The organism is Glutamicibacter sp. NPDC127525, assembly GCF_042672105.1.
GTDB lineage: Bacteria > Actinomycetota > Actinomycetes > Actinomycetales > Micrococcaceae > Glutamicibacter.
The window spans coordinates 134,127-159,091 of the sequence record NZ_JBHXVN010000007.1 but is presented as its reverse complement, the minus strand read 5'-3'; the positions used below and the strand labels follow the sequence as shown (position 1 = coordinate 159,091).

The following is a 24,965-nucleotide window of genomic DNA, read 5'->3' as shown; positions in this document are numbered from 1 at the left end:
TAATGCGTAATATCGCCTCAAGGGTTCGGAACCGCTTCGGAAGTGGCATAGTCTCACGATACCGAGCGGCATGGCTTCGCTCGCGCTGTTAACAACCAGTTAACGCTGCAGGGGTGAAAGGAATACCGGCAACCGTGAGCAAGAGGTTGACCTACGGGACGAACCAGGGAACGGCTACGCCTGAAAGCGCGTGGCGCAAACGCAAGGACGCGTGGGAGCACTTGGGCTATGTGCTCAGCGAGATCTCTTCTGAATACCAGGAGGAAGACCGCCGCACGGAGCATGAGCTGGAAGCCGGCCGGTTGCTGGGGCTGCTGGCAGCCATAGAACCGTACTGGGCGAATCCCGGCATCGAATACTTCAACGAGGTTTCCCGGCTCATGTCCGGCGGGCAGTACGAAGATGCGATGAAGCTGGTCTACCAGGCGAACCAGACCTTCAGGACGCTGACCCAGTACATTGACCTTGAAGGCCATGACGAGGCGGAACAGGATCCATCCCAGCTGGGCAACGGTGCACCTGGCAACGCCAGGGTGCAGGCCCCGATGGTGGAAATCCTGTTGGTGGATAATGGCCCGGCGGAGGAGATCGAGCTTTTCAAGGAAGAAATCGCCGAACAGCGCCAGCGCACCGATCCGTTCCACTACAACTTCGTGGTGGTGCCCAGCGTGGAAGACGCCCTGGCCGCGATCCTGATCAATCCTGGCATCCAGTCCGTCGTGCTGACCGCCCGCTTTGATGTGCGCACGCGTCGCCGGCTCTCCTCGACGCTCAAGAATTTCATAGCCCGGCGGATGGAAGGCTACTTCCAATCCACCAGGCAGATCCAGGGCCTGCTGGACCTGGAAAATATCCTCGATGAACTGCGCCCCGAAGTTCCGGTGTACCTGATCGCCGGGGTCGCCCTGGAATCCATTGCCCACGAGATCACCGGGCGTTTCCGCCGGATCTTCTCGCGCAATGACCGGATGGACCTGCACCTGTCGATTGTCTCGGAAGTGCTCGAACGCTACCAGACCCCGTTCTTCAACGCCCTGCAGAAGTACGCCAAGCGGCCTGGCGGGGTCTTCCACGCCATGCCGATTTCCCGCGCAGGTTCGGTGCAGAACTCTCCCTGGGCCAGGGACCTGGTGGACTTCTATGGCAAGAACCTGCTGCTGGCCGAAACCTCGGCCACCTCCGGCGGGCTCGATTCCCTCTTGGACCCGCAAAGCTCCATCAAGAAGGCCCACGAGCTGGCGGCCCGGGCTTTTGGCAGCCACCGCACCTACTTCGTCACCAATGGCACTTCGACCGCCAACAAGATCGTGCACCAGTCGATTCTCGCCCCGGGGGACATCGTGCTGGTGGACCGCAATTGCCACAAGTCCCACCACTACTCGCTGGTGCTCGCCGGGGCGAACGTGAGCTACCTGGAGGCCTACCCGCTCAACGAGCATTCGATGTACGGGGCGGTGCCGCTGGAGGAGATCAAGGGACGGCTGTTGCAGCTGCGCCGCGAGGGCCTGCTGCACAAGGTCAAGATGCTCACCTTGACCAACTGCACCTTCGACGGGATCATCTACGACCCGCGCCGGGTGATGGAAGAATGCCTGGCCATCAAGCCGGATCTGGTGTTCCTCTGGGACGAGGCCTGGTTCGCCTTCGCAGGATTCCACCCGGTGTACCGCCAGCGCACCGCCATGACCGTGGCGGCCGTGCTGGAAAAGCAGCTGGAAACCGCGGATTACCACCAGCGCTACGCCGCGCAGCGTGCGGCCCTTCCAGCACCGGGCACCATGGAGCACCCGGAGAATGACCAGGCCTGGCTGGAGACCCGGTTGATTCCGGATCCGGAGCAGGTCCGCTTGCGGGTGTACTCCACCCAGTCCACGCATAAGACCCTGACCTCCTTGCGCCAGGGCTCGATGATCCACATCTACGACCAGGACTTCGCGGTGCGCAACCTCAACGCCTTCCGCGAGGCCTACATGACCCACACCTCCACCTCGCCGAACTACCAGATCCTCGCCTCGCTGGATATCGGCCGGCGCCAGGCCGAGCTGGAAGGCTATGCGCTGGTGCAGCGCCAGGTCGATTTGGCGCAGTCGATTTCGCGGGCCATGGCGCGCAACGAGCTGCTGGGCAAGTATTTCAAGATCCTGCATTCGACGGACCTGATCCCGCAGAAGTACCGCCAGTCCACCACGCAGAACCCGGTGCGCGACGGGCTGGCAGCCTGGGACGAAGCCTGGGCGGAAGACGAGTTCGTGGTCGACCCCTCGCGCCTGACCCTGGACATCAGCCGCACCGGCGTAGACGGGGACACCTTCAAGCACGAGTACCTGATGGATGGGCATTCGATCCAGGTCAACAAGACCAGCCGCACCTCGGTGCTGCTGATGACCAATATCGGCACCACCCGTTCGGCCGTGGCGCACCTGATCGAGGTGCTGGTGAAGATCTCCGAGGAACTGGACCGCAAACGTCGCCTGGATGGGAGAGTGCTGGCACTGGGCAAGAAGCCTGCGGCCGAACAGATTCCCTTGCCGGATTTCAGCGCCTTCGCTCCTGAATTCGCAGGAGGCGGCGGAAGCGGGGACATGCGCTCGGCCTACTACCTGACCTACCAGGACCCGGCGACGCATTTCCTGTCCTCCGCGCAGATCCGCACCCAGCTGGTGAACGGAGAACGCGTCGTGTCGGCGGTATTCGTCACCCCGTACCCGCCGGGATTCCCGGTGCTGGTCCCCGGCCAGGTCATTACCCTGTGCATTCTGGATTACATGGACCGGCTCGATACCAGAGAGATCCACGGCTACCACCAGGACCTGGGCTACCAGGTGTTCACCTGCGAAGCCCTGGAACAGATCGCGGCGCAGCAGCCCTGATCGCGAAGAGCGGCTTGCCTTGAACGCAGCTTGCGGACCCACCCGGCATCCCCGGGTGGGTTCCGGCTTCCGCGGCGAAGAACGCTGCACGCAAGAATAGCTGCCAGCACGGCAAAGGCCCTGATTCGCGCACCGAATGCGCAAATCAGGGCCTGAATCGTAAGCAGCCCTAAGGCTGTATTTTCCGTCCGGCCAGATGCGCCGAGATCGCCTCGAACGCACGAATGGTCGGGAACAGCTTGGAAGCATCCTGCGGCAGCGGCCAGCTGGAAAGCTTGACCGCGACCAGCTTGGTCGCCGGATCCATATAGATCATCTGGCCATGGATGCCCAGGGCCACCGCGGCCCCGGTGGCAGGGTTCGGGAACCAGATCTGGTTCCGGTAGTGCCCGCCGGGCATCATGTTGTCGCCCGGGGACTGGGCGAACGCCTGGACCAGGGCGGGATCGGTGGCGAAGGTGTCGGCGATCCATGCCTCGGAGAGAACCTGTTTGCCGGTCAGCGCACGCCCGCCATTGACATAGAGATGGCCGAAACGCGCCAAATCGCGCAGGCAGGCGTTGAATCCGCCGTCGAACATTCCGGTGCCGAATTGGTCAACGCCCATCACCAGATCCTGCTGGGCACCGAGCTTGGACCAGACATAATCCGAAAGTAGTTCCTGCAGCGGGGCGCCGCCGGCGGCTTCCAGCACCCAGCCCAGGGCGTCGGTCTCGCAGGAACGGTATTCGAAGACCCCGCCGTGCGGTCCCTTGGCCTGCAGGGTCAGCAAGAACTCGTACATCCCGATAGGCCCGATGCCGCCACGCGACGGGGCCCAGCCGATGGCCTCCTCCAGCTGGCGCACCTCGGCATTGGGATCCAGATACTCTTCGGAGAATTTGATCCCGGAGCGCATATCCAGCAGGTCGCGCACCCGGGCGCCGGCATAGCCGCTGCGTTCCAATGCCGGCACGTAGGTGGCTACCGCCTGCTCGGTATCAAGCATTCCGGCGTCCACCAGCGCCCCGGCCAGGGAACCCACCAGGGTCTTGCTGACCGACATCAGCAGATGATCGGTCAGCGACGTCATGGTGTTGTAGTACTTCTCCCAGAGGATCCGTCCATTGTGCATAACCAGCACGGCGTCGGTATTGGTCGCGTGCATTACCCCACGCACGGTCAGCGCCGGGTCGGTAATGCTCGCCTTGGCCACTTCCAGTTTGCCCAGCTTCTCCTCGGCCAGGTGCAGCCTGACGATCGGGCCATCGCCGCGCGAAACCTTCACGGTGGGATGGATCCTGGCGATGTTCTGGAATGAGCGCTTGATATTCTGCGGGTACTGCCAGGTGGCGATGTTCAGCGCCTTGCTGGGAGGACCTGCCAAGTTGGCCGCCATGTGCCCGGCGGCATCAGTCGCTTCAGTTGCCATGCTCTGATGGCGGAACGTCAATTCCCTTGTATTGGGATCGGATGCAGGAGATGAAGTGCTTGGCATCGATGCTGAGCTTGGTTTTCTTCTTGCCTTCGTACTGCAGCTTGGCCTTGGTGACCAGGACCCCAAGATCGGCTCCCTTCCATCGGTAATCCTCTACGCCGTAGATGCGCAGGAAGAATGCTTCCTTGTGGGTCTGCAGCTGGTGCCAGTCCAATGCGGAACGGGAAAATTGCAGCTTGCCGCGCGAGTCGAGGTAATAGTTTCCGGTGCGTGGGGCATGGGTGATGTACTGCAGGATGTCATCGGTTTCCTTGATGATCATGTGGCTCCAGACATCAGCCCCGCTCATCTCTTCCCAGCGAGCATTGATCTCGTCAACGTCCAGCTCGAATTCCACATCAAGGAATTCAAGCAGGTGGAAGAGGAACAGCGGCACGTCGGCATAGGCTCCGGCGGTGACGTTGGTGATGGCGCTGGCCCCGGAGATGCGCGGGTTCAGTTCGCCCAGGTACACCTCGTCGGTGTCGGTGTCCACCAGCACGTCCACCTCGAAGAAGCCGCGGTAGCCGGTGTCCTTCAGACCGTTGCCCACCTTGCGGACCAGATCGATGGCGCGCGAACGCTGCGAGTCGGTGACCACATCCGGGTGCATCTCATTGCCGCACCAGCCGCCCTTGTACGGAGTCAGTTCCTTGTAGCCGGCCAGTTCGGTCAGGATCGGCCCCACCACCGTGCCGCATTCGGTCAGCACTGCCTCAACGGCCACCGGCTGGTTGTTGATGCGCTTCATGATCTTGAGCTGTTCGCCGATGATGTTCTTGGCATGCGCCTTGAACTGCGCCTTCGAGTCGATGAAGAAGGTCGTCTTGCCCGAATCCCCGTAGGGGGTCTGGACCACCAGGTCCTTGCCCAGGCCGGCTTCCCCGGCCAGTTCCATGAGCTCGTCGTAGTTATCGGCGGTGCCCAGCACGTTGGGCACCGATGGTGCGCCGGCGGCATTGCCCAGCTTGGTGGTAACGATCTTCGAGTCCAGTTCGGTGCGCAAGGCGGCCGAGGGCAGGATCAGGTCGTAGCCCAGTTCCTCGCAGATTGATTCGGTTTCCTCGTCGAAGAAGACCATCGCGATCTTCGGCCGGGGACCGCCCGGGGTGCACTGGGAATCGATGTATTCGCGGACCTCGGAGTTCTCCAGCAGCCAGTTGTTGATCTCTTCGGCGCTCTGGAAATCGACATAGGGCTTCTCGGCGGGGGTGAAGACCCGCGGGTGGTGGCCGTCCCAGCCGTCGTAGTAGGTGATGTAGCTGAATTTGCGGACCCATCGGTCAAGGCCCAGCAGATTGACCGGGGTGGCGCCGAGGAAGAAGATCGGAGTGGTATTGGTGCGGAAGAAATGGCGAACTTCGCTCATGTTCTTCAGCTTGCGGTCCATGCGCAGGACCTTGGCCGGGAGATTCGCGGGTTCGGACTCGTTGTAGGCCGCGTCGACGGCGACGTTTGCGCTGAGCTGATCGGTAACAACGCGCGCCTTGTGGCGCAGCTTGTCCAGATCGCTGGGTTTGGGCATGCGGTGGCGAGAAGCCGGGGCGTGGGCTTCAAGAATGTTGGCCATGATGTGGAGATGTCCTTTGAAACTGTCCGAAGAAGGGCGGTTGCACGGCACAATGCGTGACAGTTTCATGCTCAGCGCTCATCGTAAGCACCGGCACACGTTCTGCTTAACGCGTGGTGAACATTGAGCCCGCCCCCGCCGCTCCGGCCTGTGACTTGGCATGCAACGGCAGGTTCGGGCTCAAAGCTAGGTAAAGGTTACTCCTTATTGCGGTAACTGGCGGCTGCTAGCCAGACACCGTCGATGCGAAATCCAGCTGCTGGAATTCGAATCCGGCCTGCTGCAAGACTTCGCTGGTGACCTTGCGGCCGGTCAACGCGACCCGGGCATTGGATCCCATGACCGCGGCGCCGATCTTGGGCAGCACCGAGCCGGTGGGCAGGCCAGGCAACCCCGCGATGGATCGCAAGGCGTCCATGACCTCGGCATTGCGCAGCGGCTTCGGGCTGGCGGCATGAACCAGGCCGGCAGGGATGGAGGGCTCTTCGAAGCCGAGCAGGCAACGGATCAAGCGCAGCCAGTCTTCCAGCCCAATCCAGCTGAACCACTGCTTGCCGTCCCCCAGCGGACCGCCCATGCCGGTATTCACCAGCAGGTTCAGCGGGCCAAGCAGGGGAGCATCGGGGTGCATCACCAGCGAGGTGCGCAAGAGATAGCGCTGCTCGGCGTTGACCGCAGCTTCGGCGAAGGCCTGCTCCCATGCCGAAGCGACCCCGGTCATTTCCGGCAGGGCGCGCTGGTCGCTGGGCACGGGGCTGGACTCGGTCAGCTCTTCCTCGCCGGCGTCACCGAAGATGGCGGTGGTGCTGGCCTGGATCCAGGTGGCCAGCTGGGGCACCGAGGCTGCGGCTTCGGCCAAGGTCTTGGTGGAGCCCACGCGCGAGTCGGTGAGCGCTGCGATGTTCTCCGGGGTGTTGCGCTTATCGACGCGCTCGCCAGCCAGATTGACCAGGTGCACCGTATTCTTGCTGGACAGCGCGCGGGCCCAGGGCCCCTGGTGCACGCCATCCCAGCTGTACTGCTCGGCAGGGAAATCATTTTCCGGGTTGCGGGTCAGCACCGATACGGAAATGCCGCGGCAGACCAGATCGGCGACGAGGTTGCGGCCAAGGAATCCGCGACCGCCGGAGATCACCACATGGGCATCGCGCTTGCGGTGCGCACCCGGGGCGATGATCCGGTACAGGCGGGCCGCCGCGATGGCGAAGTCCTTGCACAGGGCGTTGGCCACGGTGAATTTGAAAGCGGTGGTGCCCGGGCCGTTGAGCTCAGCGGTGAAGTGCAGCACGGATCCGTGCTCATGGGGCTCTACCTGCCAGCGCAAGACCATTTCACCGGCCGGCTGCGGCTGGGTGAACTCCACCATGAGGGTGTCCTGGTTGCGCCGGGTGATGGAACCCGAAGGCGCGGTGCTGCGGTGCAGCGGGCCGAAGAATTTGCCCGGCGGCAGCAGGTCCACCTTGGTGCCCACGCCGCGCTGGTCGTCATGCACGACGAAGCCGTCGAAGCTCTTCATCCACTGGCCGGTCTGCGACAGGTTGCCCACGATCGAGTAGACGGCCTGCGGGTCAGCGGCCAGGAACTGTGACTCGGTGCGCTGCCAGTGCGTGAATTTACTCGTGGTGCTCATCTTGGAATAGTTCCTTCCAGCTCGGTTTATCGGGCATAGCTCTAGGCTACTGTGCCCGGTGCACTTCGGCAGGATAGACATCGAAGCCTGCCTGAACTGTTACACCAGGGTCCCAGAACAGGAAAAGCTCCCTTGGTCCATGCGGACCAAGGGAGCTTTGCATCGGGGCGTTGGCTAGGCGGTAACCTTCGCGCCGACTTCCTGTTCCATTTCGGTGAACTCGGCATCGATGGTCGGGTTCGGGCGGTAGGTTGCCCGGGAAACCAGCCATGCGACAACCAGTGCGGCGAGGAAGCCCGGGACGATCTCGTACATGGCCGAGGCCAGCACGTCCACGTTGCCCCAGATGAACACCACGACGGCGCCGGTGACCATGCCGGCGAAACCGCCCACGGCGGTCAGCTTGCGCCAGTACAGGGCCAGCAGGACAACCGGGCCGAAGGCGGCGCCGAAGCCCGCCCACGCGAAGGAAACCAGCTCAAGGATGGAGGAGTTCGGGTTCAGCGCCAGCAGGGCGGCGATGACGGCCACCAGCAGCACGCCCGAGCGGCCCAGCATGACCAGGGCCTTGGGCGAAGCCTTGCGGCCGGTGATGTTGTACAGGTCCTCCACCAATGCCGAGGAGCAGACGATCAGCTGCGAGGACATGGTGGACATGATGGCCGCCAGCACAGCGGCGAGCACCAGGCCGGCGATCAGCGGGTGGAAGAAGATCTGGCTCAGCAGCAGGAAGACAGTTTCGCTGCTGGCCTTGTCCAGCGGCTGATCGGCGAAGTACGCGACGCCGATGAACGCGGTGGCGATGGCGCCCAGGGTGGTCAGGAACATCCAGCCAATGCCGATGCGCCGTGCGGTCTTCGCTTCGCCCGGGGTACGCAGCGCCATGAAGCGCACGATGATGTGCGGCTGGCCGAAGTAGCCCAGGCCCCACGCTGCGGTGGAGAAGATGGCCACGGCGGCCAGGATCGCGCTGTTGTCGCTGAAGGAGGAAAACAGGTTGAACGCTTCGGGATTGACTTCGGTGACCTTCGAGGTGATGTCCCCGATGCTGCCGATCTGGATGACTGCCACAATTGGCACGGCAATCAGCGCGGCGAACATCAGCACGCCCTGGACCATATCGGTCAAGGATGCTCCGAGGAAGCCGCCGAACAGGGTGTAGAGCAAGGTGATTCCGGCCACGAAGAACATGCCCGCAAGGTACTGCCAGCCGAAGGAAGCCTCGAAGAACTTGCCTGCAGCCACCATTCCCGAGGATACGTAGAAGGTGAAGAACACCAGGATGATCACCGATGCGCCGATGCGCAGCAGGTGGCTGTTGTCCTTCAGGCGCTTTTCGAAGAAGCTCGGGATGGTGATGGCGTTCTGCGAGATCGCGGTGTAGGAACGCAGCCGCGGGGCGACGAACTTCCAGTTCAGCCACGCGCCGATGAGCAGGCCGATGCCGATCCATGCTTCGTGCAAGCCACCGAGGTAGATGGCGCCGGGCAGGCCCATGAGCAGCCAGCCGGACATGTCGGATGCGCCTGCGGAAAGGGCTGCGACCCACGGCTTCAGGCCGCGGTCGGCCAGCATGTAATCGTCAATGTTGTTGGTGCGGCGATATGCAATATAGCCGATGCCAAGCATGGCGGCCATGTAAATTGCGATCGCAATCATCTGGAAAGTCTGGTCGGACATTTTTCCTCATTACCGTTTGTGCCTGGGGCTTTTCTCAGCCGCCATAGGCGCGGATTTCTGTGGTGCGAGTCACCACTATGGCACTAATTCTCCGGTTTGTCGCCGGGTGCCATCAGGTCTGTGATCATTCTGTTATCTACTCGACCGTATCGAAGTCTGCAGGGGTAGCCAAAATCGCGGAGTTGCTTGCATCACTCATTCCGGGCTGCGCGTGCAGCGATTTGCGCACCGCGCGGATGGCCGGGGACTGGGTGGAGGAATGCCGCATGGCGGTGAAGATGGTGCGCTCCGGAGAGCCGGGCAGATCCACCGTGCGCAGGCTGCTGCGCTGGTCGCGCAAAACCAGCTCCGGGAGCATCGCCACGGCGTTGCCTGAAGCGACTAACTGCACGTGAGCCTGCAAATCAGCGGTTTCGTAGCGCAGGTCCGGCTCGAACCCCGCAAGCCGGCAAGCCTGCAGGGCCCAGTGCCGGCTGGCGGCGCCCGCTGGCTCCACCACCCAGGGCAGGGAATTGGCATGCTCCAAGGTGTGCACCCGGTCGAATTCCGCGTTTCCGGCCGCGCCCCGTGCCGGCAAGGCCAGTCGGATCGGATCGTGAGTCAGAACACGCCGATCGAGGTTGTCATAGTGCGGTGCGGAATGCCCCGAGTACTGCTCCGCGACCACCAAATCGAAACTTCGGCTGCTGGTTTCATTCAGCGCGTCGGCTGGCTCCTGCTGGCTCATTTCCACCCGCAGATTGGGGTGCCTGGTGCGCAGTTCGCGCAGTACCGGCGGCATGAGCCGGAGCATGGCCGTCTGGAAAACCGCTAGCCGGACGGTTCCGGACACCGTGGACATGGCCGCGGACAGATCCGCTTCGGCGCGTTCCATGGAATCGAGCAGCTCTTCGGTGTGGGCCACCAGGATCTGGGCCTGCGGGGTGAGCTTGAGGGTGCGTCCGGTGCGCCGCAGCAGCTCCACTCCGGTTTCGGTTTCCAGCTGGCTCAGCTGCTGCGACACGGAGGAGGGGGAGTAGCTCAGCGCATCGGCCACCTCGGCAATGGTTCCGCGGATATGCAATTCGCGAAGCAAGCGCAATCTTCTCAGTTCAAGCACGGATTTCCCGCCATTCAGTTAATGGGGACTCACGGAGTCCAGACACTTCGGCAAAACCGAACGAACATCTTCGGTTTTGTTCACTTTTGCTTAAGACAATATAGGTTCATACTCGATCTTGCACACAGCTTTTCTTATCGGCCCACTGGCAGCAGCAGGCCGCCGGATTAGCCATAACGACATCAGCGTTCGGTGCCGAACCACAAGTACGAATTGCATCGAAGGGACCACCAGTGTCTTTCACCTCCACCCAGCACGTAGTGCCAGCCGCACTAGATGCCGACGGCAACCCGCTCACCTCGCCGGCCGAACTCGCTGACGACGTCATCAAGCTGGTGCGCCGCTGGCTCACCGAAGCTTCCGAATATCCCGTAGATGCCGCCGCCGCCCGCCTGGCCGGAGTGCTCAAGGACCCCAAGGGCCTGGACTTCACCGTAGGCTTCGTCGATGGCGTGATCCGCCCCGAAGACCTGAACGTCGCGGCAGCCAACCTCAAGGCGCTGGCCCCAATGGTTCCAGGCTTCCTTCCCTGGTACATGCGCAAGGCCGTCGCAGTTGGCGGCGCCATGGCCCCAATCGTGCCGCAGGTAGTTGTCCCCATCGCCCGCAAGGTCTTGCGCGAGATGGTCGGCCACCTGATCATTGACGCCTCGGATGCCAAGCTGGGCGGCGCGATCTCCAAGATCAAGCGCGAGGGCGTGGATCTGAACGTCAACCTGCTCGGCGAAGCGATCCTCGGCGAAGGCGAAGCGGCCCGCCGCCTGGATGGCACCACCAAGCTGCTGGAACGCGATGACGTGGACTACGTGTCGATCAAGGTCTCCTCCACCGTCGCCCCGCACAACCACTGGGCGTTCGATGAAGCCGTGGAGCACATCGTGGACAAGCTGCAGCCGCTGTATGAGCTGGCTGCCAACAGCCCGAATAAGAAATTCATCAACCTGGACATGGAAGAGTACAAGGACCTGGAGCTGACCATCGCGGTCTTCACCAAGATCCTGTCCAAGCCCGAATTCAAGGACCTGCCCGCCGGCATCGTGCTGCAGGCCTACCTGCCAGATGCCCTGGGCGCGATGATCCAGCTCCAGGAATTCTCCGCGGCCCGCGTGGCCGAATGCGGCGCACCGATCAAGGTCCGCGTGGTCAAGGGCGCCAACTTGCCAATGGAAACCATGGAAGCTGACATCCACGGCTGGCCGCTGGCCACCTGGCACACCAAGCAGGACTCCGACACCAGCTACAAGTCCGTGCTGGAATACGCGCTGCGTCCGGAACACGTGAAGAACATCCGCATCGGCATCGCCGGGCATAACCTCTTTGATGTCGCGCTGGCTTGGCTGCTGGCCAAGTCGCGCAACGCCACCGACGGCATCGAATTCGAAATGCTGCTGGGCATGGCCACCGGCCAGGCCGAAGCGGTGCGAAAGGACGTCGGCTCGCTGCTGCTCTACACCCCGGTGGTGCACCCGCAGGAATTCGACGTGGCCATCGCCTACCTGATCCGCCGCCTCGAAGAGGGCGCCAGCCAGGAAAACTTCATGTCCGCAGTCTTCGAGCTGGCCAAGAACGAGGCCTTGTTCGAACGCGAGAAGAACCGCTTCCTCGCATCCCTGGAAGCCATGTCCAATGTGGTCCCTGCCCCGCATCGCGTGCAGAACCGCCAGGTCCAGGATCCGTCGCTGAGCACCCGCGTGGCGGGTTTCGCCGACGGCTCCACCGAATTCTTCAACACCCCCGATACCGACCCGGACCTGAACCAGAACCGTGCCTGGGGACGCGAGATCCTGGCCAAGATGCAGGAATCGCCGCTGGGCAAGGAACTGGTCAAGAACAACACCCTGAACAGCGCCGGCGAACTCGACGAGTCCATCGCCATGGGCGTGGATGCCGCCGCCGGCTGGCAGCAGCTGGGCTCGGCCCAGCGCGCGCAGATCCTGCACCGTGCCGGCCTGCTCTTCGAGGAGCGCCGCGCCACCTTGCTCGAGGTCCTGGGCTCCGAATGCGGCAAGACCATTGACCAGGGCGATGTGGAAATTTCCGAGGCCATCGACTTCGCGCACTACTACGCGGAACTGGGCCGCGAACTGGATGCCGTGGATGGCGCGAAGTTCGTCCCGTCGAAGCTGACCGTGGTCACCCCGCCATGGAACTTCCCGATGGCGATCCCAGCCGGTTCCACCCTCTCGGCGCTGGCCGCCGGTTCCTCGGTGATCATCAAGCCTGCCAGCCAGGCCGCCCGCGTGGGCGCCGTCATGGTGCAGTGCCTGTGGGATGCCGGCGTGCCCAAGGACGTGCTGCAGCTGGTCTTCGTGGGCGATCGCTCCCTGGGCCAGCAGCTGGTCTCCGATGAGCGCGTGGACCGCCTGATCCTCACCGGCGGCTACGAAACCGCGGAACTGTTCCGCTCCTTCCGCAAGGACCTGCCGCTGCTGGCTGAGACCTCCGGCAAGAATGCCATCATCGTCACCCCGAACGCCGACCTGGATCTGGCTGCGCGCGACGTCGTGCAGTCGGCCTTCGGCCACGCCGGACAGAAGTGCTCGGCAGCCTCGCTGGTGGTGCTGGTGGGCTCGGTGGCTGAATCCCGCCGTTTCAACAACCAGCTGATCGATGCGGTGAAGTCGCTGAAGGTCGGCTACCCGTGGAACCCCGAATCCCAGATGGGTCCATTGATCGGCGAGCCGGGCGAAAAGCTCAAGCGGGGCCTGACCACCCTGGGCGCCGGCGAGCGTTGGGCCATTGAGCCGAAGCAGCTCGATGACTCGGGCAAGCTCTACTCGCCGGGCGTGCGCTACGATGTGGCCCGCGGCAGCGAGTACCACAAGACCGAATACTTCGGCCCGATTCTCGGCGTGATGACCGCCAAGACCCTGGAAGAAGCGGTGGAGATCGTCAACGAGGTGGACTACGGCCTGACCTCGGGCCTGCATTCGCTGGATTCGGCGGAGATGGGCTACTGGCTGGAGAACATCCAGGCGGGCAACATCTACGCCAACCGCGGCATCACCGGTGCCATCGTGCAGCGCCAGCCGTTTGGCGGCTGGAAGAAGTCGGCCATCGGCGCAGGCACCAAGGCCGGCGGCCCGAACTACCTGGTCGGCATGGGCTCCTGGGTGGACGCCCCCGCCACGCAGGGCGCAGCGCTCTCGGCATTCGACCAGCGCCTGCTGAACACCGCAGAACTGGATTCGGAGCAGGCGCAGTGGCTGGGCTCGGCACTGGCCAGCGACAAGCTGTGGTGGAACAACGAGTTCAACCAGGCCAAGGACCGCTCGGGGCTGGTCGCCGAGCGCAACATCTTCCGCTACCGCGCGGTTGACGTGACCGTGCGCTTCGAAGAAGCCACCAGCGGCCACGGACTGGCCGAGGCGCTGCGCGTCATTGCCGCCGGTGTCACCGCAGGTTCCCGCGTGATCTTCTCCGCTGACGTGCAGCTGCCCTTGGGCGTGCGCAACCTGTTGGCCGAGAACTCGGTCACCGTGGTGCGCGAAGACGCTGCGGCATTCGCCGCCCGTGCTGCGAAGCTGGCTGCGAAGACCGGTCCGGAGTCCGCTGCCCGCATCCGCCTGATCGGCGGCTCGATGAAGGCTGTCGCCGAGGCAGCCAACGGCAAGCCGGATGTGGCCATCTACGCATCGCCGGTGACCGCTGCCGGACGGGTGGAGATGCTTCCGTTCCTGCATGAGCAGGCCGTATCCATCACCGCTCACCGCTTCGGCACCCCGAATCACCTCAGTGATTCGCTGATCTAGCAGGCAAGCGCATAAAGCAGTGGCCAGCATCCATTTATTTGGATGCTGGCCACTGCTTTATGCCGGATGCTCTTTACTTCTTGCGTACCTTGTACTTGGCGACCAGAAGATCCGCGGTGGCGGAGAGGATCGCCGGAAGAATGTAGCGCGCCAAGGTCACCAGGGTAAAGGCGAGTACGGATCCGCTGGCCGAACCAGCCACGGACAGGGCCGCAAATCCCAGGCCCACCGCGGAGAGCAGGCCGACGATCCAGCCAGCGAGCTTGCGGGGACGCAGGACGAACCAGCCAACCAGCGAAAGCACCGGCAGGAGCAGGCCCCAGACGGTGAAGTACCCGGTGTACATTCCTTGCAGATCCAGCGCGGAGACCAGGAACCAATCGCCATATTCCACGGTGTCCAGTACCGGCAGCTTCAGCAAGATGTCCAGGACCAGCGACAGCAGGACCAGCAGCATCGCGAAGACCTTGGTGTCCTTGCGTGCTTCGAGCAGCCAGAAGCTGCCGATGGCCACGAGCCTGATCACCCATAACGCGATCAGGGAGAGCAGGCTGCCGCCGGTGACATAGTCGGCGGTGGACAGCAGCGTGGATCCGGTGATGCCGGCGATCAGCACCAGCCAAACAATGATCAGGCGGGCCGGCAGATGCAACAGTGGTTTTTCTTCGCTCACTTAGCCAAGTCTAATGAAACTGGCTGTGCAATCCCTTTTCCTGTTCTTGGCAGGCGGGCTCAGACCTCGAGTTTCAGTGCCTTGCGCAAGGTCAGCGCGCCACCGGTGTGCATCACTGCCCTGCCGTAGATCTTCTCGGCAAACAGCAGCACAAGCCAGCAGGCAGCCAGGAGAATGGCCAGCGAAAGAATCGGCTCCCAGAAAGCTACCTCGCCGGAGAGCAGGCGGCTAGGCATCGCCGCCGAGGAGACGATGGGAATGTACGAAGCGACCACCAGGAAGCTGCCCTTGGCATACAACCCGATGAACAGCACCGCCATCAGGAGGCCCACCACGGGCCCGCTGGATTGCTGCAGATCCTCGGTACGGGTAGCCAAGGAGCCCAACGCTGCCCAGATCCCGGCCAGAAGCAGGAAACCGCCGAAGAAGAACACCACGAACCACCCGGCCACCTGGGTGACAACTCCGAGGAACGGGATCTGGATCGGGGAAATGTAGGCAGCCAGCAAGCCAATGCTGAGGAAGGCCAGGAGCTGGATCATTGCGAGAACGACATTCCCGATGATTTTTCCTGCCAGCAGCTGGCGCAGCCGGATGGTGCTGGCCAGGATCTCGACCACGCGGTTCTGCTTCTCCTCGATGACCGAGTTGGCGATGGGCATGCCGAAGAGGAATGCGGCCATGTAGAAGAGGAATGAGAAGACCAGCGCCATGGCACTGGCCATCGCGGCCCGTTCGGAATCGCCATGGAGCTGATCGAGAATGAGGTCCTCGTTATCGGGCAGGCCAGCTGATTCCAGTCCGGCCTCGGCCAGCAGCTGATCGGTCTTCACGGTTTTCATTGCCTCGCGGACCAGGGAACTGAGCTCTTGGTCGACCGCGTTGAAACCGGTCAGCGTGAATTCCTGCGCATCGGCCGAACCGGACAAGGTTGCGTTCAGCCGCTCAGCGGATAGCTGCTGCTCCGCCTGTTCAGGAGCGAGCCTGGAAATGCTCAATTCCACGTCTTCGGGGCGATCCTGGATCACTTGCTCCAGCACCCGGAAACTGGCATCGTCGGTGGCAGCCACGGCGAAATTCGACGTGCGATTGGCGAGGAAACCGGTAAGGGCGACCGATCCGATGATGAATAGCAAGGTCACGATGGTGCTGATGATGAAAGCTTTGTCGCGCAGCTTGGTTTCGACTTCGCGCAAGGCGACAATGAGCCATGGAGCCGTGGTGGTGTTCACTTGATGATCTCCCGGTAGATGTCGGCCAGCGAAGGGCGATGGATTGCGAACTCTGCGACGGGCCCGCGGCTCATGGCGGTGGCGAGCACGCGTTGGGCATCGGCTTCGGAATCGAAATTCACCAATGCGTCATGGCCTGAAATATCGATAACGGTGACCCCCGGTTCATTGCGCAGCCAGCCCGTGTCGGAGCCCAGGGACAACCGGTGCCGGGATGCCTGCGTCGCACGGAGCCCGGCTGCCGATGAATTGGCCAGGATCCTGCCGTCCTGGATGATCACCAGATGGTCCACCAGCACATCGAGCAGATCCAGCTGATGCGAAGAGAAGAGCACCGGTACGCCGCGCGCTGCATAGTCGCGCAGGATGGAGCTCATTGCATCTACCGCGATCGGGTCAAGTCCGCTGAAAGGTTCGTCGAGGATGAGCACGTCGGGTTCGTGCAGCAGTGCTGCGGTGACTTGAACGCGTTGCTGGTTGCCCAGGGACAGGGATTCGAGTTTCGACTTGGCGCGGTCAGCCAATCCGAAACGGGCCAGCAGTTCCATGGCCCGTTTGCGTGCTCCGGAGCGGGACAGGCCATGGAGCTGTCCGAGGTAGACCAGCTGGTCAATGACCGGCTGCTTGGGATACAGACCGCGTTCCTCGGGCATGTAGCCGAAGTTGGGGCGGGTGGCTCCATTGAGCGGTTGGCCGTTGAGCGAAACAGAACCGGAATCGGCGCTGAGCAATCCCATGATGATGCGCATGGTGGTGGTTTTGCCGGCACCGTTGGCACCGACGAATCCGGTGAGCGCGCCGCCAGGTACGGTGAAGCTGATGTCATCGAGCACCAAATTCTGTGCAAATGACCGTGACACATGGTTTAGCTCAAGCATGTTTTCCTCTGCCAAGTATTGTTTCTACTCATCAGCTTAGGAAACGAAGCAGCATTTGCGCTCCGTCTGGAGAATGAAACTATTGGATGAGTCCGGCGCGGTGGGCGAATAGCACGCCCTGCACCCGGTCGCGCAGGTGCAGCTTCGCCAACAGGTTCGACAGGTGGGTTTTCACCGTGGCTTCCGACAGGGAGAGCACTGCGGCGATTTCCTGGTTGTTCTTGCCCTGGGCCAGTTCGCAGAGTACCTGGCGTTCGCGTTCGGTGAGTTTTTCCAGCTGCTGGGCCTCGGTAGTTGCCGTTGCCGAATCCGCGGCAGGGGCGGCGCCGGTGCCACGCTGGATGAGCTTGAGCGTGACTTCCGGGGAGAGCAGCCCGTGGCCGGCGGCCACCTGGTGCACGGCGGCCACCAGCATTTCAGGCTCTGCATTCTTCAGCAGGAACCCGCTGGCCCCGGCATCCATGGCCTCGAAGAGGTAGTCGTCGCGGTTGAAGGTGGTCAGCACAATGACCTTGGTCTGGGTGGTGCTGGCGATGAGCTTCGTGGCTTCGATGCCGTCCATCTGCGGCATTTGGATATCCATCAGCGCCACCGTGGGGTTCAGCTCGCGAACCATTTCCAGGCCCGCTTGGCCGTTGCCTGCCGTGCCGATGACCTGGATCTGCGGATCGGTTTGCAAGATCAGTTTCAGCGACGAGAGGATCAGCGACTGGTCATCGCAGATCACCACGGTAATTTTGCTCATGTTGCCAGTCTAGTTGCCGCGTCGGAAACCACGCGCAACCGGGCCCGGGTACGCCAGCCGTGCGGAATGCGCGGGCCGATTTCCACTAGCCCGTGATGCAGCTTGGCGCGTTCGCGAATGCCACGCAGGCCGTAGCCGCCACCGGCGGAATCCGGCCGGGGACGGCCGCTGTCGGTGACCTCGACTTCTATCCATGCGCCATCGGCATCGGTTCCCGAACGCAGCGACAAGGTAGCTGTGCGGGCCGTGGAATGCGCACGGACATTGGCCAAGGCTTCTCCGCTGATGCGGTAGAGCGCGAGCGACAGGCCTGCCGGCAGGGTGGAAATGAAGCCGGGCTGGTGTTCATCGCGGGAGATCTGGATGCTCAGTCCCTGGCGTTCATTGGCTGCGATCAGCTCATCGAGCTGCGCCATGGATGGTTCGGGGTTCCGTGCCCCCTCAGCGCAGTTCGGCGAATCCTCCGGTCCGCCATGTTCGCGCAATACGCCCAGCAGTGCCCGCGTTTCGCTGACTGCACTGCGTGCCGAGGACTCGATGCCGCGCATCAGTTCGATGGACTGCTGGGGATCGCGCTCATGCACCATGCGGGCGGCCGACGCCTGGATTCCCACCGAGGCAATGTGGTGGGCAATGACATCGTGCAGCTCGCGGGCGATGCGCAGCCGTTCCTCGTTGACCGCACGGTCTGCCAGCTGCTGGGACTGGTCGGCAATGCGCTGGGCCTGGGTTTCCACTATTTGGCTGGCGTAGGCATTGGTCCAGCTGACCATGCCCAGGAAGATCGCGCCGCCGAAGTACAGCAGGTTCATCAGCAGGTTGTAGAAGATGAAGGCCGTTGACGTCGGCAGCACGCCTGCTGGATCCTCGACCATGGAAGTTCCGGTGGCCGTGAGCAAATCGGAGGTGAAGAAGGTGACGATCACCCAGGTAGCCATGAACAGCAGCACCACGCTCATCGCTATCCACAGTCCCCGGCGGTTCTTCGACCACGTGACCGCGGTGTAGATGCCGATGAAATAGGCCAGCTGCGCGCAGAGCTCCATGCCGACTTGGTAGGTATTTTCGCTTCCGGCGCCCACGAACGCAGCCGAACCGATGAGCATCATGGTTATGGGCCAGCGCCGGCGGAACATCAGCGGCACGATCAGGGACACAAGCACGAGATAGGCGAGAAGAGGATCGGGCGCGTTCTCTTGCTCGGTCAGGGAGAGCAGCAGTTCGTGCATGGCCAGCGCCAGCAGGAGGAAGCCCGAAGCGACGATAATATCGCGGCGCAAGCTCTTCTTATCCGGAGACGGACGTTCCCAATCCACCGGAGGCAGCGTCGGGAGCCTCCGGTGTACTAGCTCGGGGAGTCGGTACATGGTGTTCCTTGATCATCTCGTTGGCCAGGCATTGGAAACGACTTTACCGGTCTGCGGTTCTCCGGGCATGAGCCTGGAGGCTTACCCCTGGCGTTGACCCGGGAGGAAATGCGCTAGGCAGAAAGGTTACTAGGCAGTAATGTGATGGTATGCACATGATTTTCCGAATCCTCATGGTTTACCTGAACAGCAAGAAGGCTTCCAAGCTGTCGATGTTCGACACCAGCTCAGTGGGCATGCGTGCCACGCTGACCGATATCGACTTTGCCGGCCACATCAACAACGGCATGTACTTCTCGATCTTCGATCTCGGACGCTTCGACTTGATGTTCCGTTCCGGTGTCTGGGACATCATGTCCAGGAATAAATGGGTTCCGGTCGTGCAGACCGAGACCATCACCTTCCGCAAGTCGGTGCGCCTGGGAACCAAGTTCTCCCAGGAAACCCGGCTGATCGGCATGGACGACAAATGCATCTTCTTCGAGCAGCGCATCGTCGTGAAGGGCGAAATCTACGCTCGCGCCTATGTCGCCACCCGGATGACCTCGAAAAAGGGTGCGGTTTCCAACGAGGAAATCCTGGCAGCAGTCGGCTTGGAACTGCCAGCAGACATGGTGCTGCCCGAGTGGCTGCACCAGTGGCGCCAGGACGGAGCGCTGCCCAGCACCCGCAAGCCGGCCCCGCACAATTGGATCCGCTGAATCAATTCACTCGCGCAATTCCTGCTGAACGGCGCGAATGCCGTGCCGGGGGACTCAACGTGCGGGATTCGGCGAAGCCTTGGCCGCATCAATGAACATGGCGATCAGCTCGGGATCCTTGACTCCGCGCGATGATTCGACGCCCGAGGAGACATCGGCGCCGAAAGCGCTGGACGCAGCTAGGGCATCAGCAACATTCTGCGGGGACAGTCCGCCGGCCACCAGCCAGCGCCGACCAGCGGCCAGATCCTTCACTGCCGCATAATCCCAGCTTTCGCCGCTGCCGGGGACCGAAGCGTCAATGAGCAGCAGATCTTCGCCCCAATCGGCAAACTGCTCCTCCGGGTCATCGCGCCGCACCGCGCGGATGACCTTGAACCCGGCCTCATGGGCGGAGCTCACATCCTTTGCCGTGCGCTGCCCGTGCAGCTGCACCCAACTCACGCCGGCGTCCGCCGCAAGCTGAAGCACCGTCTGGATCTCTTCGCCGCGGAATACCGCCACGGTGGCAATGCCTGCAGGAACAGCCTTCACCAATGCGGCGGCGCGCTGCGCAGAGATTTCCCGGGCACTGGGCGTGAGCACGAACCCGATGGCGTCAGCGCCATGGGCCGCTGCGGCTTGCACGTCCTGGGCAGTGGACAAGCCGCACACTTTGACGAAGGGCTTTGCTGCACTCACTTGGCGTTCTCCTTGGCCATATGGATTGGGGTGTAACCGCCAGGCGCGTTGGCGCGGATGGCCAGCAAGTCGCGGGCGTGATTCCACAGCCGCTTGTCCTCCCCGGTGACGGGCACCCAGGGCTTGACCGGAACAGCGGTGCCGGTTTCATCGCGGGTCACCATCACGGTCAGGCAGTAGGTCGTCAGCTGCATTTCCCGGGTCTTCGGGTCGCCAGAGCGCACATGCACCGCAATGTGCATTCCCTTGTTCCCGGTGTAGACCAGGCGCGCCTCGACCTCCACCAGGTGGCCGATCAGCAGCGGGCGGTAGAAACGCACGCCGCCGGAGAACACTGCAACGGTTTCCTGCTGGCAGTAGCGGGCCGCGCACAGCTCAGCGGCATCATCAATCCACTTCATCACGATGCCGCCGTGGACCTTGCCGCCCCAGTTCACATCGGTGGGCGCCGCCAGGAAGCGCAGCGTCACGCGTTCGGCGGTTCCCTCATCGGTGTATACCTGTTCGTTCATGGACGCGACGATCTGCTCGCGGATCTCAATGCGCGCCAACGCATTCTCGCGCATGGCGATTTCCCTGGCCGTACCCGGGGTGAACGCCGGAACCGGGGTCGGCTTGCCATTCTCGCCGACGGCTACGAAGATCACCAGGCAGCTGCTGGACTTCACCGGACGCAATTCGCGCGGATCGCTGAAAGACACCTCGGTATGGATGTGCATGGAGCTGGTTCCCGTGTACACCACCGAAGCGGTCACTTCCACCAGATCCCCGGAGTGGATCGGGTCGGCGAAGTGGATATTGCCTACATAGGCGGTAACGCAATAGCTGGAGGACCATCCCACCGCCGCAGCGTAGGCGGCCTTGTCGACCCACTCCAGAACGGTGCCCGCAGGAACAATCCCGGTGACATCGACGTCGGTCGGTGCCGCGAGGAATCGCAAGGTGACAGAATGCGGACGTTGTTTCAGCTCCGGGGTGCTCATGCACTCCAGTTTCGCGCACAACGCGCATCACGGGCAATGTATGACGCTTCACGGCCCAGCCTTGACGGCAAGCCCCACGGCGCGGAACTGCCGGTGTGCTCTGCCCTAGGATAGGAGGGTGCGTAGGGTCTTTGGAATATTTTCGGCTGCAACAGCCATCGTGGTGGCACTGAGCCTCAGTGCCGCGGCCGGAACCGCCGGCTTGGTGATCGTCGTGGGCCAAGGCCTGGATGAACTCATGGCCCATCGGCCGCTGGGCACCCAATGGTATGCCAGCGCCTTCGGCGAACTGCTGATCATGGCGGTTGCCACCTTCTTGATCCCGGTCGTGATCTCGCGCAACAGCCTCGACCTGACCGAGTACCACCGCATGAAGCTGCTCAAGCACTATCTGTCCATCGGCCCGCTGGCGGTGCGCGCCTCCGGCGATGGGGAGCTGCTGCATGCGGCGATGGACTCGGTGGAACGGTCCGTGAAATACCGTTCCAGCTTCATCGGCCCGGCCATCTCCGCGGTAGCCACCCCGGTATTGATCCTGTGCTTCATCGCCTTTGCCATCGACCCGCTCAGCGCACTGGTACTGCTGGTTCCCACCGCGCTGGTCCCGGTCATCGTCCTGGGCTTCCAGCGGCGCTTCGGCTCCTCGAACGGCGAGTACCGCCGAGCCCAGGGCATCCTCTCGGCGACCTTCCTGGACGCACTGCGCTCGCTGGGCATGCTCAAGCTCAACGGCGGCAGCCGGTGGATGGGATCGCGCATCGAGCAGGCCACCGAACGCGTACGCCAGCAAGTGATGAAACTGCTGGCCCGCAACCAGTTGATCTTGCTGGTCATCGATTCCAGCTTCGCCGTGCTGCTGCTCGCCAGTGCCGCCCTGCTGGCCTGGTGGCGCGCCAGCTCCGGGGCCATCACCCCGGGTTCTGCCCTGTCCCTGGTGATCCTGAGCTTCCTGATGCTCGCCCCGGTCAACTACGTCGGCAGCTTCTTCTACATCGGGATGACCGGCAAGGCTGCCGAGAAGAAACTGGCCGAAGTCGCCGACATCCCCATGCACCGCTCCATGGCCAATCCGCTGCACGTGGACCTGCGCCACCGCGATCTGATCCTGGAAGAAGTCAGCGCCAGCTACGACAGCGGGCACCACGCGCTGGACAAAATTTCCTGGCATTTCCCGGCCGGTTCGCGTACTGCCATCATCGGCCCCTCGGGCAGCGGCAAGACGACGCTGCTGCGCGTGCTCCAGGGCCAGCTCGAAGCGTCCTCCGGCACCATCCGCGATGCCCGCCAAGCCATGGGCCCGGCAACCTTGAAGGCCAATACCGCCGTAGTGGAACAGCACGCCACGCTCTTCGGCATGAGCCTGCGCGAGAACCTCCTGCTCGGTGCGCCCCGGGCTGCCGACGGCGAACTGCTCGTGGCGCTGCGCCAGGTCGGCATGGGAGCGTGGTTCGAGGCGCAACCCGGGGGATTGGCCCAACGCCTGGGCGAGGGCGGGGCACGGCTTTCTGGCGGCCAGGCCCAGCGCCTGTCGCTGGCCCGCGCCCTGCTGGCGCAGCGTCCCGTGCTGCTGCTCGATGAGCCCACCAGCGCCTTGGACGTCCAGACCGAAGCGGACGTGCTGGGGACCCTGCGCTCCTTGGACCGCAGCACCACGGTCATCACCGTCACCCACCGGCTGGGGTTGCTGGCCGACTACGACTATGTTCTGGTCATGGACCACGGACAGCTCATCCAGGCCGGACGCCGTGACGAGCTGCTGGCCGCCGACGGCTATCTCAAGGAAGCCATGGACGGATTCCGCCAACGCGCTGATGCGCTGCATGCCAGTGGCCGGAGCCAGCTGGGGGAGGGGAACTAATGCGCACGCAGAAAATCTCCACTATCAAAACCGTCGCCTGGCTGATTGGCAGCACCAAGGACCTGCTCCCGCCGCTGCTGCTGGCCTGCGTGCTGGCCTGCGCCACTCGCCTGGCTTCGCTGGGGATCTACGCCGTGGCCGGGTTCGGCCTGGCCAAGGCCCTGCACCTGGGCGGTGCGCAGCTGCCTATGGACCTTGGCTGGGGACCGCTGATCGCTGTGGTCATCCTGCTGGGGCTGGTCAAGGGCGCGGTGCGCTACCTGGAGCAGTATGTAGGGCACCGGGTGGCCTTCCTGTCCCTGGCGCGGCTGCGCAACCGCATGTACCAGGCATTTGAACGCCAAGCGCCCTTCGCCGCGGACAGCAAGAATTCCGGCGGCATGCTCGCCAAGGCCACCAGCGACATCGACAAGGTCGAAGTGTTCTTCGCCCACACCCTGCCCCCGGCCGTGGCGGCAGTGGCAGTCAGCGGCCTGGCAACCTGGGGAACCTGGGCGGTATTCGGCATGCAACCGGCCCTCGTGCTGCTCGCCGGCTATGTGCTGATCGGGCTGGCCATCCCGGCCATTGGGGTCGGCGCCCTGCGCCGTACCGCGCGGGCCACCGCCAGTGCTCGCGGCACCCAGAACCAGCTGCTGGCCGACACGCTTGCCGGCATCGACGTGATTCACGGATTCAATGCCGGCAAACCCGTCATGGCGCGGATGCGCGAAAGCCTGCACGAAAGCCGGCAAGCGGCGCGATCGGCCGGAACCCTGGGCGCGGTACGGGCCACGCTGACCCAGCTGGTGGTCTGGGGCAGCCTGCTCGCGCTCTTTGTCCTGCTGGGAACCGCCGGGCAGTTCGGCATGCTGATCGTGCTGTGCTGTGCCCTGGTCCCTTCCTATGAAGCGGTGCGCGCGGTAGACGGGTTCATCCTGGGCCTGCAGGATTCGCTGGCCAGCGCTCGCCGGCTGTACGCCACGGCGATAACCAGCCATCCGGTTTCCGAACCCGCCAACCCGGTTCCCCTTCCTGCTTCCGGCACCTTGCGCGTGGCGGATCTGTCGGTTGCCTTCGAGCGCCATCGGGTAGTTCGCGGCGTGGATTTCGAGCTGGAACCAGGCTCCCTGCTCGCATTGGTGGGCGAAAGCGGCTCCGGCAAATCGTCGGTCGCAGCAGCCCTGGTGCGCTCGGTGGAAGCTGCCGGCACCGCCAGCTTCGGCGATGTGCCGCTGGAGGCCGCCAGCTTGGCGCAGCTGCGCACCCGGATCATCCTGGTCTCCCAAGAGGCGGTGATGATCCGTGGAACGCTGCGTGAGAATCTCTTGCTGGGTGCAGACGGGATCAGCGACGCCGAGATGGAGCAGGTCCTCGACGAGCTGGGCATGGGCCCCTGGCTGCGCCAGCAGAAGGCCGGATTGCAGACCCGGTTGGGGGATCGCTTTGCCCGGCTTTCCGGTGGCCAGCGCCAGCGCGTGGCCCTGGCCCGGGCGCTGCTGCGCAACCCCGCGGTATTGATCCTCGATGAATCCACTAGCGCCCTGGATGCACGCAGCGAACAGCTGGTCCTGGAAGCAGTGGAACGCCGCCGCGGTGAAGGGATGGCGGTGCTGATGATCAGCCACCGGCTATCGATCCTGGCCCGGGCGCAGAACGTGCTGGTGCTCCATGAAGGAGTGGTGCTGGAACGCGGTGCGGCGCCAGCGCTATTGGCCGATGGGCAATCCTTGTTCTCCCGCATGGCCGTGCGCGAAGCGGACCGGATTTTGCCAAGCTGATCCACGCCCCGCTCAATGGATGGAACTGAC

General features: G+C 63.2%; 17 protein-coding genes. 5 read left to right on the top strand and 12 right to left on the bottom strand.

All coding sequences use genetic code 11. From position 1 onward, the window contains the following. The first annotated feature begins 134 nt into the window (after window positions 1–134). Window positions 135–2,870 (top strand): aminotransferase class I/II-fold pyridoxal phosphate-dependent enzyme, encoded by a 2,736-nt coding sequence (locus ACFVHU_RS15825; protein ID WP_388025268.1) that lies wholly within the window; start codon window positions 135–137, stop codon window positions 2,868–2,870. 169 nt (window positions 2,871–3,039) lie between these two features. On the opposite strand, the gene ACFVHU_RS15820 is transcribed toward ACFVHU_RS15825, so the two are convergent. From ACFVHU_RS15820 to ACFVHU_RS15800, 5 genes are all read right to left on the bottom strand, one after another. Beyond that, the gene (locus ACFVHU_RS15820; protein ID WP_105658879.1) at window positions 3,040–4,281 is read right to left on the bottom strand and encodes a serine hydrolase; all 1,242 of its coding nucleotides are present in this window, start codon (window positions 4,279–4,281) and stop codon (window positions 3,040–3,042) included. Further along, entirely contained in the window at window positions 4,271–5,896 is a 1,626-nt protein-coding gene (locus ACFVHU_RS15815) for a biotin carboxylase (RefSeq protein WP_105658878.1), read from the bottom strand. The genes ACFVHU_RS15820 and ACFVHU_RS15815 overlap by 11 nt, the downstream gene beginning before the upstream one ends. A gap of 226 nt (window positions 5,897–6,122) precedes the next feature. Next, the gene (locus tag ACFVHU_RS15810; protein WP_388025265.1) at window positions 6,123–7,526 is read right to left on the bottom strand and encodes an NAD-dependent epimerase/dehydratase family protein; all 1,404 of its coding nucleotides are present in this window, start codon (window positions 7,524–7,526) and stop codon (window positions 6,123–6,125) included. 174 nt (window positions 7,527–7,700) lie between these two features. Continuing rightward, a complete protein-coding gene (putP, locus tag ACFVHU_RS15805) occupies window positions 7,701–9,206 on the bottom strand; it encodes a sodium/proline symporter PutP (RefSeq protein ID WP_133834892.1) in 1,506 nt (501 codons plus the stop codon). Window positions 9,207–9,342: 136 nt separating this feature from the next. Further along, window positions 9,343–10,305, bottom strand: a complete 963-nt coding sequence (locus ACFVHU_RS15800; protein ID WP_359192602.1) for a LysR substrate-binding domain-containing protein — start codon at window positions 10,303–10,305, stop codon at window positions 9,343–9,345. A 233-nt stretch (window positions 10,306–10,538) separates the two neighbouring features. Between ACFVHU_RS15800 and ACFVHU_RS15795 the strand changes: the two genes are divergently transcribed. Further along, window positions 10,539–14,057, top strand: a complete 3,519-nt coding sequence (locus tag ACFVHU_RS15795; RefSeq protein WP_388025263.1) for a proline dehydrogenase family protein — start codon at window positions 10,539–10,541, stop codon at window positions 14,055–14,057. 73 nt (window positions 14,058–14,130) lie between these two features. Here the strand turns inward: ACFVHU_RS15795 and ACFVHU_RS15790 are convergent, their stop codons facing one another. The 5 genes from ACFVHU_RS15790 to ACFVHU_RS15770 all read right to left on the bottom strand — a co-directional run bounded on the left by ACFVHU_RS15790 (window position 14,131) and on the right by ACFVHU_RS15770 (window position 18,952). Continuing rightward, window positions 14,131–14,730, bottom strand: coding sequence for a hypothetical protein (locus ACFVHU_RS15790; protein ID WP_332727621.1), 600 nt, complete (start codon window positions 14,728–14,730; stop codon window positions 14,131–14,133). Between the two features lie 59 nt (window positions 14,731–14,789). After that, window positions 14,790–15,962 (bottom strand): ABC transporter permease, encoded by a 1,173-nt coding sequence (locus ACFVHU_RS15785; RefSeq protein WP_105658873.1) that lies wholly within the window; start codon window positions 15,960–15,962, stop codon window positions 14,790–14,792. Continuing rightward, window positions 15,959–16,840 carry an ATP-binding cassette domain-containing protein gene (locus tag ACFVHU_RS15780; RefSeq protein ID WP_332728267.1) on the bottom strand — a complete coding sequence of 294 codons (882 nt, stop codon included), beginning with the start codon at window positions 16,838–16,840 and terminating at the stop codon, window positions 15,959–15,961. The genes ACFVHU_RS15785 and ACFVHU_RS15780 overlap by 4 nt, the downstream gene beginning before the upstream one ends. A gap of 79 nt (window positions 16,841–16,919) precedes the next feature. Continuing rightward, window positions 16,920–17,585: a response regulator gene (locus tag ACFVHU_RS15775; RefSeq protein ID WP_388025260.1), complete on the bottom strand. Its 666-nt coding sequence runs from the start codon at window positions 17,583–17,585 to the stop codon at window positions 16,920–16,922. Further along, window positions 17,582–18,952, bottom strand: a complete 1,371-nt coding sequence (locus ACFVHU_RS15770) for a sensor histidine kinase (protein ID WP_388025259.1) — start codon at window positions 18,950–18,952, stop codon at window positions 17,582–17,584. The genes ACFVHU_RS15775 and ACFVHU_RS15770 overlap by 4 nt, the downstream gene beginning before the upstream one ends. Window positions 18,953–19,101: 149 nt before the next feature. On the opposite strand from ACFVHU_RS15770, the gene ACFVHU_RS15765 reads away from it, so the two are divergent. Continuing rightward, window positions 19,102–19,653 carry a thioesterase family protein gene (locus ACFVHU_RS15765; protein ID WP_105658869.1) on the top strand — a complete coding sequence of 184 codons (552 nt, stop codon included), beginning with the start codon at window positions 19,102–19,104 and terminating at the stop codon, window positions 19,651–19,653. A gap of 54 nt (window positions 19,654–19,707) precedes the next feature. Here ACFVHU_RS15765 and ACFVHU_RS15760 read toward each other — a convergent pair whose 3' ends face one another. Next, complete coding sequence (locus ACFVHU_RS15760; protein ID WP_133834884.1) at window positions 19,708–20,334, bottom strand: phosphoribosylanthranilate isomerase; 627 nt, start codon at window positions 20,332–20,334, stop codon at window positions 19,708–19,710. Further along, the gene (locus ACFVHU_RS15755) at window positions 20,331–21,317 is read right to left on the bottom strand and encodes an acyl-CoA thioesterase (RefSeq protein ID WP_133834883.1); all 987 of its coding nucleotides are present in this window, start codon (window positions 21,315–21,317) and stop codon (window positions 20,331–20,333) included. The genes ACFVHU_RS15760 and ACFVHU_RS15755 overlap by 4 nt, the downstream gene beginning before the upstream one ends. A 118-nt stretch (window positions 21,318–21,435) precedes the next feature. Here ACFVHU_RS15755 and ACFVHU_RS15750 point away from each other — a divergent pair, with 118 nt between their 5' ends. Together ACFVHU_RS15750 and ACFVHU_RS15745 are read left to right on the top strand one after the other, a co-directional pair. Then, window positions 21,436–23,175, top strand: a complete 1,740-nt coding sequence (locus ACFVHU_RS15750; protein WP_133834882.1) for an ABC transporter ATP-binding protein/permease — start codon at window positions 21,436–21,438, stop codon at window positions 23,173–23,175. Further along, a complete protein-coding gene (locus ACFVHU_RS15745) occupies window positions 23,175–24,935 on the top strand; it encodes an amino acid ABC transporter ATP-binding/permease protein (protein WP_133834881.1) in 1,761 nt (586 codons plus the stop codon). Before ACFVHU_RS15750 ends, ACFVHU_RS15745 begins: the two co-directional genes overlap by 1 nt. Window positions 24,936–24,965: the final 30 nt, after the last annotated feature.

What these genes read in the sequence shown, in the direction of transcription:
- ACFVHU_RS15820 (WP_105658879.1), bottom strand. Translation starts at nt 4,281, where the DNA reads ATGGCAACTGAAGCGACTGATGCCGCCGGGCACATGGCGGCCAACTTG.
- ACFVHU_RS15815 (WP_105658878.1), bottom strand. Translation starts at nt 5,896, where the DNA reads ATGGCCAACATTCTTGAAGCCCACGCCCCGGCTTCTCGCCACCGCATG.
- ACFVHU_RS15810 (WP_388025265.1), bottom strand. Translation starts at nt 7,526, where the DNA reads ATGAGCACCACGAGTAAATTCACGCACTGGCAGCGCACCGAGTCACAG.
- putP (WP_133834892.1), bottom strand. Translation starts at nt 9,206, where the DNA reads ATGTCCGACCAGACTTTCCAGATGATTGCGATCGCAATTTACATGGCC.
- ACFVHU_RS15780 (WP_332728267.1), bottom strand. Translation starts at nt 16,840, where the DNA reads ATGCTTGAGCTAAACCATGTGTCACGGTCATTTGCACAGAATTTGGTG.
- ACFVHU_RS15775 (WP_388025260.1), bottom strand. Translation starts at nt 17,585, where the DNA reads ATGAGCAAAATTACCGTGGTGATCTGCGATGACCAGTCGCTGATCCTC.
- ACFVHU_RS15770 (WP_388025259.1), bottom strand. Translation starts at nt 18,952, where the DNA reads ATGTACCGACTCCCCGAGCTAGTACACCGGAGGCTCCCGACGCTGCCT.
- ACFVHU_RS15765 (WP_105658869.1), top strand. Translation starts at nt 19,102, where the DNA reads ATGCACATGATTTTCCGAATCCTCATGGTTTACCTGAACAGCAAGAAG.
- ACFVHU_RS15755 (WP_133834883.1), bottom strand. Translation starts at nt 21,317, where the DNA reads ATGAGCACCCCGGAGCTGAAACAACGTCCGCATTCTGTCACCTTGCGA.
- ACFVHU_RS15745 (WP_133834881.1), top strand. Translation starts at nt 23,175, where the DNA reads ATGCGCACGCAGAAAATCTCCACTATCAAAACCGTCGCCTGGCTGATT.